The sequence below is a fragment of the Pseudomonas sp. F(2018) genome, from assembly GCF_005508865.1.
Taxonomy (GTDB): Bacteria; Pseudomonadota; Gammaproteobacteria; order Pseudomonadales; family Pseudomonadaceae; genus Aquipseudomonas.
Window position 1 is genome coordinate 158,690 of the sequence record NZ_SCOM01000006.1, and the last position, 8,195, is coordinate 166,884.

Annotated in this window: 8 protein-coding genes and 1 pseudogene; 6 read left to right on the top strand and 3 right to left on the bottom strand. The window is 69.4% G+C overall.

Features of this window, described 5'->3' with window-relative positions; translation table 11 throughout:
* Positions 1-184: 184 nt before the first annotated feature.
* Positions 185-922: an ABC transporter substrate-binding protein gene (locus tag FFS62_RS22010; protein ID WP_137975000.1), complete on the top strand. Its 738-nt coding sequence runs from the start codon at positions 185-187 to the stop codon at positions 920-922.
* On the opposite strand, the gene hrpB is transcribed toward FFS62_RS22010, so the two are convergent.
* Positions 919-3,441: an ATP-dependent helicase HrpB gene (gene hrpB, locus FFS62_RS22015; protein ID WP_137975001.1), complete on the bottom strand. Its 2,523-nt coding sequence runs from the start codon at positions 3,439-3,441 to the stop codon at positions 919-921. The genes FFS62_RS22010 and hrpB overlap by 4 nt on opposite strands.
* Positions 3,442-3,629: 188 nt before the next feature.
* Here hrpB and FFS62_RS22020 point away from each other — a divergent pair, with 188 nt between their 5' ends.
* From FFS62_RS22020 to FFS62_RS22030, 3 genes are all read left to right on the top strand, one after another.
* On the top strand, positions 3,630-4,046 hold the full coding sequence (locus FFS62_RS22020) for a polyribonucleotide nucleotidyltransferase (protein ID WP_137975002.1): 417 nt from the start codon (positions 3,630-3,632) through the stop codon (positions 4,044-4,046).
* Positions 4,047-4,101: 55 nt separating this feature from the next.
* The gene (locus FFS62_RS22025) at positions 4,102-4,986 is read left to right on the top strand and encodes a cation diffusion facilitator family transporter (protein WP_137975003.1); all 885 of its coding nucleotides are present in this window, start codon (positions 4,102-4,104) and stop codon (positions 4,984-4,986) included.
* Positions 4,987-5,222: 236 nt separating this feature from the next.
* Positions 5,223-5,642, top strand: a complete 420-nt coding sequence (locus tag FFS62_RS22030) for an MAPEG family protein (protein WP_137975004.1) — start codon at positions 5,223-5,225, stop codon at positions 5,640-5,642.
* A 48-nt stretch (positions 5,643-5,690) separates the two neighbouring features.
* On the opposite strand, the pseudogene FFS62_RS23500 reads toward FFS62_RS22030, so the two are convergent.
* Positions 5,691-6,518: pseudogene (locus tag FFS62_RS23500) on the bottom strand (GDSL-type esterase/lipase family protein); the annotation flags it as partial.
* 145 nt (positions 6,519-6,663) lie between these two features.
* Between FFS62_RS23500 and FFS62_RS22040 the strand changes: the two are divergent.
* The gene (locus FFS62_RS22040) at positions 6,664-7,143 is read left to right on the top strand and encodes an Lrp/AsnC family transcriptional regulator (protein ID WP_043308345.1); all 480 of its coding nucleotides are present in this window, start codon (positions 6,664-6,666) and stop codon (positions 7,141-7,143) included.
* Between the two features lie 94 nt (positions 7,144-7,237).
* The gene (locus tag FFS62_RS22045; RefSeq protein WP_137975006.1) at positions 7,238-7,456 is read left to right on the top strand and encodes a DUF2788 domain-containing protein; all 219 of its coding nucleotides are present in this window, start codon (positions 7,238-7,240) and stop codon (positions 7,454-7,456) included.
* A 111-nt stretch (positions 7,457-7,567) separates the two neighbouring features.
* Here the strand turns inward: FFS62_RS22045 and FFS62_RS22050 are convergent, their stop codons facing one another.
* Complete coding sequence (locus tag FFS62_RS22050) at positions 7,568-8,134, bottom strand: pseudouridine synthase (RefSeq protein WP_137975007.1); 567 nt, start codon at positions 8,132-8,134, stop codon at positions 7,568-7,570.
* Positions 8,135-8,195 lie beyond the last annotated feature (61 nt).

Sequence of the window (8,195 nt, forward strand, 5' to 3'; positions counted from 1 at the left end):
TTTCCGTTTGGCATGGTAACTCGGCATGGCGCCGCTGCGCTCAGCATAGCTCGCGAGCCAGCCAGGCCGCGGCCTCGCAAGCCATGCAGACAGTTGTCTCGAGGCGCTGGACAAAGCCTTCGGCTGCCGCCATGCTCGGGGCCAGAACGAACAACAAGACGGCCCCCGAGCCGCGCGGTAGACGATGCGCAGAACCCTCTTCCCTGCCCTGCTGGCATGGCTCTGTTGTGCTGGCGCCCTGGCGCAGAACGCGCCCGATCCGACGGTCACCGTCGGCTTTTACGAATTCCCCCCCTATTCCTGGACCGATGACGACGGCAAGCCGCGCGGCTCGATCCTCGCCCTGACCGAACGCCTGTTGCGCCATGCCGGCTACCGCGGCGAATACCGCTCGCTGCCCGGCGCGCGCCTGTATGCCGGGCTGCAGGATGGCAGCGTGCAACTGTGGGCCGGCGCCGGCGGCAAGACCGAGCTGGTCGGCCATACCTACGAGGCCCGGCACAGCATGGGCGACCTCAGCCTGGCGCTGTACCACCGCCAGGACACACCGCCGCCGCAGATTCCTGAAGGCCTGCGCGGCAAGGGCATCATCGTCATCACCGGCTACAGCTACTGGAAACAGGTCAACGACCTGCTCGCCGATCCGGCCATGGGCATCAGCACCCACCGCACCAGCACCCATGCCTCGGCCCTGGAGATGCTGCTGCGCAAGCGCGGCGACTACCTGCTCGACTACCAGGCTCCGGTGGAGCAGACCCGCAAGGCCCTCGGCCTGTCGCCGCTGCCTTTCACCGTACTGCAGCACATCCAGCTGCGCCTGATCGCCTCGCGCCACGCCGCCGGCGGCCAGCCGTTGCTGGACCAGCTGGATCGCGCCTTCGAAGAGCTACAGGCCGCCGGCGAGAAGATGCAGGTCGACTAGGTGCCGCGCGGCTTGGCCCGCGCCGTGGGCTCGGCCACCAGCGGGTCATCCGGCCAGTAGTGCTTGGGGTAGCGGCCCTTCAGATCCTTCTTCACCTCGGCATAGGTATTGGCCCAGAAGCTGGCCAGGTCCTGGGTCACCTGTACCGGGCGCCGTGCCGGCGACAGCAGGTGCAGCAGCACGCCCTGGCGGCCACCGGCGATGCGCGGGGTGGCGGCCAGGCCGAACAGCTCCTGCAGACGCACCGCCAGCACCGGCGGCGACTCGGAGTAATCGATGGCGATGCGCGAGCCGGACGGCACCTGCAGGTGCCTCGGCGCCAGTTCGTCGAGGCGCTGGGGCAGCGGCCAGGGCAACAGGCCGGCGAGGATGCCCGGCAGGTCGAGATTGGCGAAGTGGCTGAGGCGGCTGACCTTGCCCAGGTACGGCAGCAGCCAGTCTTCCAGCGTCGCCAGCAGCGCGGCGTCACTCAGGTCCGGCCATTCGCTGTCGCCCTTCTGCTGCAGATCCAGACCGCGCAGCAGCGCCACGCGCGCCTGCCACTGGCGCAGTTCGGGCGTGCAGGGCAGCAGCTCCAGGCCCTTGCGCCGTACCAGACCGAGCAGCGCGCGGCCACGGGCGGCCTCGTCCAGGCCGGTCAGCGCTTCGCGGCTGAGCACCAGTTCGCCGACCCGACGCTGGCGCTCGGCGCGCAGCACGCCCTCGCGCTCGTCCCACTCCAGCTCCTCGCGCACGCTCACCTGTTCGGCCAGCACCGAGTCGAACAGCGCCGGGTCGAGGTCGGCGGCCAGGTAGATGCGCTCGTCGCGCTGGCCCTGGCGGCTGCCGAGATCGGCGATCACCAGCCACTCATGCTTCATCAGCGCATCCGGCTCACCGAACAAGGCGGCGCGGCCGTTGGCCAGGCGATAGTCGCCGCCACCCTTGCCGCGCTGGCGGGCGACCCGGTCCGGGTAGGCGAAGGCCAGCAGCGCACCGAGCCAGCGCGGATGCTCAGGATCGGCCACCGCATCAGTGGCCTTGCCGCGTAGATAGCCACGGAACTGCCGGGCCAACTGGCGCGCGCGCTGCACGCCACCACGGGAGCCACCGGCGGGACGCGACTCGCCGGCCAGCAGGCTCATGCGGCTGTGCAGGTCGGCGCCGCCGCCACGCAGGATATCGCGCTCGCCGAGCAGCGCCGCCAGGTCCGCCGCCAGCGCGCCGAGGCCCAGGGCCTGGCCACGCAGCAGCAGGTGGGCAATGCGCGGATGGGCAGGCAGTTCGGCCATGGCCTGGCCGTGGGCATTCAGCGCGCCGCGCTCGTCCAGCGCACCGAGGCGCGCCAGCAGGTCGCGGCCCTGGGCGAAGGCGGCCGCCGGCGGCAGGTCGAGCCAGGCCAGCTCGGCAGGCTCGACGCCCCAGCGCGCCAGTTGCAGGGCCAGGCCGGCCAGGTCGGCCTGGAGGATTTCCGCCGCGCCGTAGGCGGCCAGCTGCTCGTGCTGGGTCTGCGACCACAGGCGATAGCACACGCCCGGCTCCAGGCGCCCGGCGCGGCCGGCACGCTGGGTGGCCGAGGCGCGGGAGATGCGCAGGGTGTCCAGGCGGGTCATGCCGCTGGCCGGATCGAAGCGCGGCACCCGCGCCAGGCCGGCATCCACCACCACACGCACGCCGTCGATGGTCAGGCTGGTCTCGGCGATATTGGTGGCCAGCACCACCTTGCGCTTGCCGGCCGGCGCCGGCTCGATGGCAGCGCGCTGGGCGCTCAGCTCCAGCTCGCCGTGCAGCGGGCACAGCAGCACCTCCGGGCGCTGGCCCAGGCTTTCTTCGAGCTGCTCGTGCACCCGGCGGATCTCGGCCTGACCGGGGAGGAATACCAGCAGGCTGCCCGGACCATCGGCCAGCGCCTGCAGCACCGTCTGCACCACCCGCGGCTCGATGCGCTCGCCCGGCTGCCAGGGCGCGCCCCAGCGCATCTCCACCGGATGCATGCGGCCCTCGCTGGACACCACCGGCGCGTCACCGAGCAGTGCGGAGAGGCGCTCGCCCTCCAGGGTCGCCGACATCAGCAGCACCTTGAGCGGTGGCTCATCGCGCAGCAGCTCGCGGCCGTTGAGGGTCAGCGCCAGGGCCAGGTCGGCATCCAGGCTCCGTTCATGGAACTCATCGAAAATCACCAGGCCGACGCCATCCAGCGCCGGGTCATCCTGCAGGCGGCGGGCGAGAATGCCCTCGGTGACCACCTCGATGCGGGTATTGGGGCCGACCTTGCTGTCCAGGCGAATGCGGTAACCCACCGTCTCGCCGACCTTCTCGCCCAGCTCGCTGGCCAGGCGCTCGGCCGCGGCCCGTGCGGCCAGGCGCCGCGGTTCGAGCATGAGGATGCTCTGCCCGGCCAGCCAGGGCTCATCGAGCAGTGCAAGCGGCACGCGGGTGGTCTTGCCGGCGCCGGGCGGCGCCTCCAGCACGGCCTCGTGGCGCTGGGCCAGGGCGGCGCGCAGGGCAGGCAATACGTCGTCGATGGGCAGGCGGTTCATGGGTTCTCCGAAACAGCCGGCGATTATAGAGGCTGCTGCCGCTTCCTTCGCCAAACGCGTTGCGCCACGCTCCGCCGGCAACGGCTGCGCATGAAGCGGAAACACCTGGTCGAACCGAAGCGCAGTGTCGGGCATCCAACTGCAATGACGGCCTTGGTATAGTGCCGCACCATTTCCAGGAGGTGCCCATGCGCATGCATTCCCGCGTTATCGGCGGCGTTCTCGCCGCGACCCTGCTGACCCAACTGTCCGCCTGCGGCACGCTGTTCTTCCCGGATCGCCGTGGCCAGATCGAAGGTCAGGTCGACCCGATTGTGGTCGGCCTGGATGCCATCGGCATCCTGTTCTACGTGATCCCGGGGCTGATCGCCTTCGGCATCGACTTCGCCACCGGCGCCATCTACCTGCCCAACAACCAGTACTCGGTGGCGCCTGAGAAACTGCGCGAGGCCATCGGCGCGGACGGCAAGGTCGACCAGATCAAGCTCAAGGCCATCCTCCATCGCGAGATCGGCCGCGACCTGCCGCTGGACGACCCGCGCCTGATCCAGCACAACGGCAGCGTCGAGCAACTGGCCGCCTACGGCCTGCGCCCGGCCGCCTGATGCACGGGGCGCCCACCGCTCGGCTGCGGCGCCCTATCCCCTCGCACACACCCACATGACCATCGCGCCACAGCACGCCCGCCTGCTGCGCCAGGCCACGGCCGCAGCCCTGGCCACCGCGCTGCTGCTGGCGTGCGCCAAGGCCGTGGCCTGGTGGCTGAGCGGCTCGATCAGCCTGCTGGCTGGCCTGACCGACTCACTGCTGGACGGCGCCGCCTCGCTGCTCAACCTGATCGCCGTGCACTACGCCCTGCGCCCGGCCGACGAGGATCATCGCTACGGCCACGGCAAGGCCGAGGCCCTGGCCGGTCTGGCCCAGGCGCTGTTCGTCGGCGCCAGCGCCGTGCTGGTGGCGCTGCAGGCCTGGCAGCGCCTGCAGCATCCGGAGCCGCTCGGCGCCCAGGCGCTGGGTATCGCGGTGATGCTGCTGTCGCTGGGCCTGACCTGCGCCCTGCTGCTGTTCCAGCGCCATGTGGTGCGCGTCACCGGCTCCACGGCGATCCGCGCCGACTCGCTGCACTACCGCTCCGACCTGCTGCTCAACGCCGGCATCCTGCTCGCCCTGGTGCTGGCGGCGCTGGGCTGGCACCGGCTGGACCCGCTGTTCGGCCTGGGCATCGCCGCCTACATCTTGTGGAGCGCCATCAGCATCGTACGCGAGGCGGTGGCGGTGCTGATGGATGAGGAGCTGGCGCCGGACGTCAGCGAGCGCATGCACGCGCTGGCCTGCGCCGTGCCCGGCGTACTCGGCGCCCATGACCTGCGCACGCGCATCTCCGGCACCCGCTGGTTCGTTCAACTGCACCTGGAGCTGCCGGGCGAGCTCAGCCTAAGGGAGGCGCACAGCCTCTGCGTGCTGGTGGAGCAGGCGATCCGCGCCGAGTTTCCCCGCGCCGAGGTGCTGGTGCATGCCGACCCGAGCGAAGTCGTCGCCCGCTGACGGCCTGGGAATCAGCGGCGTCAGGCCGAGCAGCAGAAGCAGGCAGATATCGGTGATCACTATGGTCTTGCGCATCGCTATGGCGTCCCTGAACGTGTGGACGCCAGTCTCCCCGATCGCCGCGCCGGGCGGGGTAAAGCCTGGGTAAAGAGCACGCGCAAAGCGGTAAAGAATCGACTAGAGCAATTGCTCTAATTTCTCTAGACTGCCGGCACAACAACAAGACGAGGTGCCGCATGACCCTTTCCCCCTCCGCCATCGCCCTGCTCGGCCTGGTTGCCTGGCCGCTGCTGCTGATGTTCCTGATCATCAACCAGCGCGGCCTGTTCGTGCTCAGCGGCAGGGTGAAGGTCAACGCCTTCGCCCCGGACGGCAGCAATACGCCCAGCGCGTTCGGCCAGCGCCTGGTGCGGGCCCACGCCAACAGCCTGGAGAACCTGCCGCTGCAGGCCGCCGTGCTGCTGTACGCGATGCATGCCGGGCAGACCGCGATCACCGACCCGCTGGCCTGCGTGCTACTCGGCGCGCGCCTGTTCCAGTCGGTCATGCACCTGATCAGCACCAGCGTGCCGTTCGTCTGGTTGCGCTTCGCCGGCCTGTTGGTGCAGATGCTGGTTCTGGCCTGGTGGCTGCTGCAACTGGCCGGCCTGGTCTGAGCCCGCACACAGCCGCTCACGCAGGATCGGCGCGAGCAGCTGTCCCCACGCCCGGTAGCCATCGGCGTTGAGGTGCAGGCCGTCGCCCCGATAGCTGCGCCCATCGAGGACGGCCTGCACATCCAGATACTGCCAGCCCTGCTCCTCTGCCCAGGCGAGCAGCTGCTCGTTCAGGCGGGCGACCTGCTGGTTGAGCGCCTGGTGATGCTTATGCAGCGGCGTCACCCGCAGGGTGGATTGCAGCACTGGCGTCACGCCTGTCTCCCGCAGGCGCCACAGGATTTGCCGATAGTTGGCCAGCAGGCGCTCCTCGCTCACGCCATGGCGCAGGTCGTTGATGCCGATCATCAGCAGCGCCCGCTCGGCGCCGGCGGCCTCCACCAGGCGCAGGTGGCGCAGCAGGTCGTCACTCTGCGCCCCGGACACCGCCAGGTTCAGCGGCGCCATGCAGCCGCGGCCGGCGCTCCAGGCATGGCCGGCGCTGATCGAGTCGCCGAGCAGCACCAGCGGCGCGCGGCGGGTGGATTGGCCCAGAGCGACGAAGGCCGCCTCCACCCGCTCCTCGCGAGTAGTTTTCGCAGGTGGCCGCTCGCCGGCCCGCAGCGCCAGCCAGCAGGCCCACAGCAGGGCGAAGGCCCACAACAGCAGGCCGGCGCGGCGGCGCAGATCATCGCTAAGGTGCATGGGTCGATCTTGCCGCAGCGCAAAGAAAAGGGGGAGGCCTCGCGGCCTCCCCCTAGAACTGCTTGTCCGGCACTGGCAATCGTGTCGCCGCTTTCCTCGCCCGCCTGGTTGAGCGGTGCGGACCCGGGGGCCTGCACGATCCGGTGGGACCGCCGGCGCCGCGGCACCTGATTGGGCGCCGCGGTTGGACATAACGTCCGGGCCATGAAACTGAGGGAAAGCTTAACCAGGGCAACGCGCCAAGGGATTGCGAAAATTGCTCACCATCACATCACTTGCGCAATAATAACTCACTGAGAGATTATTCAGCGCAATCCGAATACAAAGAAGCCGCACAATGAACAAACTGGACCGCTACGATCTGCGCATCCTCGCCGAACTGCAGCGCGACGCGCGCATTTCCAACCAGGAGCTGGCCGAGCGCATCGGCCTGTCACCCTCGCCCTGCTCGCGGCGGGTCAAGCAGCTGGAGGACGACGGCTACATCGCCCGCCAGGTGGCGCTGCTGGACCGCAAGAAGCTCGGCCTGTCGCTGACCGCCTTCGTGCTGATCGGCATGGACCGCCACACCCCGGAGCGCTTCGAGCACTTCCAGTCGGTGATCCGCCAGTGCCCCGAGGTACTGGAGTGCAGCCTGGTGACCGGGATGGACGCAGACTACCAGCTCAAGGTGGTGGTGCCGGACATGGACCACTACCAGAAATTCCTCCTCGGCCAGCTGACCCGCATCGAGGGCGTGACCAGCGTGCGCTCCAGCTTCGTGCTCAACCAGGTGCTGTCCAGCACCGAGCTGCCGCTGGAACACCTGCGCGGCTGAACGCCGCAGGGCCGTCTGGCGTCTACTGCGGACAGCGACGGCGCGCGTATAATCGCCGCCCCGTCGAAGTCCCAGTCATACCCGCGAGGCCAGCATGGAAACCGAACAGTTCGAAGCCCTGATGATGTACGTCCTGGTGGGCGGGCTGATGGTGTTCATGTTCTTCATCATCTGGGACCTGGCGAAGAAGTCCAAGGCCGGTCGCCTCGGCACCGCCATCCTGTTCCTCGGCCTGGGCCTGTGCCTGTTCGCCTTCCTGGCCAAGCCGCTGATCACCTACCTCATCGAGATGAGCCGCGGCATCCACGGCTAAGCGCTCAACCGTAGGGCGGGTGAAACCCGCGTTCCTCGGCACCCCGCTCGCGGGTTTCACCCGCCCTACGCCAGCCGCTGCGACCGCCCCATTAGTTCTACCCGTAACCTTTTACAACTGCGGCGGCAGGTCTTTCCACTCGCCCGGCTGCAGACCCTCCAGGCTCCACGGGCCGATGCGCACCCGCACCAGGCGCAGGGTCGGCAGCCCGACCGCAGCAGTCATGCGCCGCACCTGGCGGTTGCGCCCCTCGCGGATCACCAGCTCCAGCCAGGCGGTCGGCACGCTCTTGCGAAAACGCACCGGCGGATGGCGCTCCCACAGCTGCGGCTCATCCAGCCGACGCGCCTCGGCCGGCAGGGTCGGGCCGTCGTTGAGCTGCACGCCCTCGCGCAGCTGGCGCAGCTGCTCCTCGCTCGGCTCGCCCTCCACCTGCACCCAGTAGGTCTTGGCCAGCTTGTGCTTGGGGTCGGCGATGCGCGCCTGCAGGCGGCCGTCGTTGGTCAGCAGCAGCAGACCTTCGCTGTCGCGATCCAGGCGCCCGGCCGGGTAGACGCCGGGCACGCTGACGAAATCCTTGAGGGTGGCGCGGCCCTGCTCGTCGTTGAACTGGGTGAGCACGTCGAACGGCTTGTTCAACACGATCAGCCGCGGCTCGGTCGGCGGCGCCTTGGCCACCCGCCGTGGCGCGGCTGATCGTGTTGAACAAGCCGTTCGACGTGCTCACCCAGTTCAACGA

Coding starts and splice junctions, on each gene's coding strand:
- FFS62_RS22045 (WP_137975006.1), top strand. CDS start 7,238: ATGGAAACCGAACAGTTCGAAGCCCTGATGATGTACGTCCTGGTGGGC.
- FFS62_RS22020 (WP_137975002.1), top strand. CDS start 3,630: ATGCGCATGCATTCCCGCGTTATCGGCGGCGTTCTCGCCGCGACCCTG.
- FFS62_RS22040 (WP_043308345.1), top strand. CDS start 6,664: ATGAACAAACTGGACCGCTACGATCTGCGCATCCTCGCCGAACTGCAG.
- FFS62_RS22030 (WP_137975004.1), top strand. CDS start 5,223: ATGACCCTTTCCCCCTCCGCCATCGCCCTGCTCGGCCTGGTTGCCTGG.
- hrpB (WP_137975001.1), bottom strand. CDS start 3,441: ATGAACCGCCTGCCCATCGACGACGTATTGCCTGCCCTGCGCGCCGCC.
- FFS62_RS22010 (WP_137975000.1), top strand. CDS start 185: ATGCGCAGAACCCTCTTCCCTGCCCTGCTGGCATGGCTCTGTTGTGCT.
- FFS62_RS22025 (WP_137975003.1), top strand. CDS start 4,102: ATGACCATCGCGCCACAGCACGCCCGCCTGCTGCGCCAGGCCACGGCC.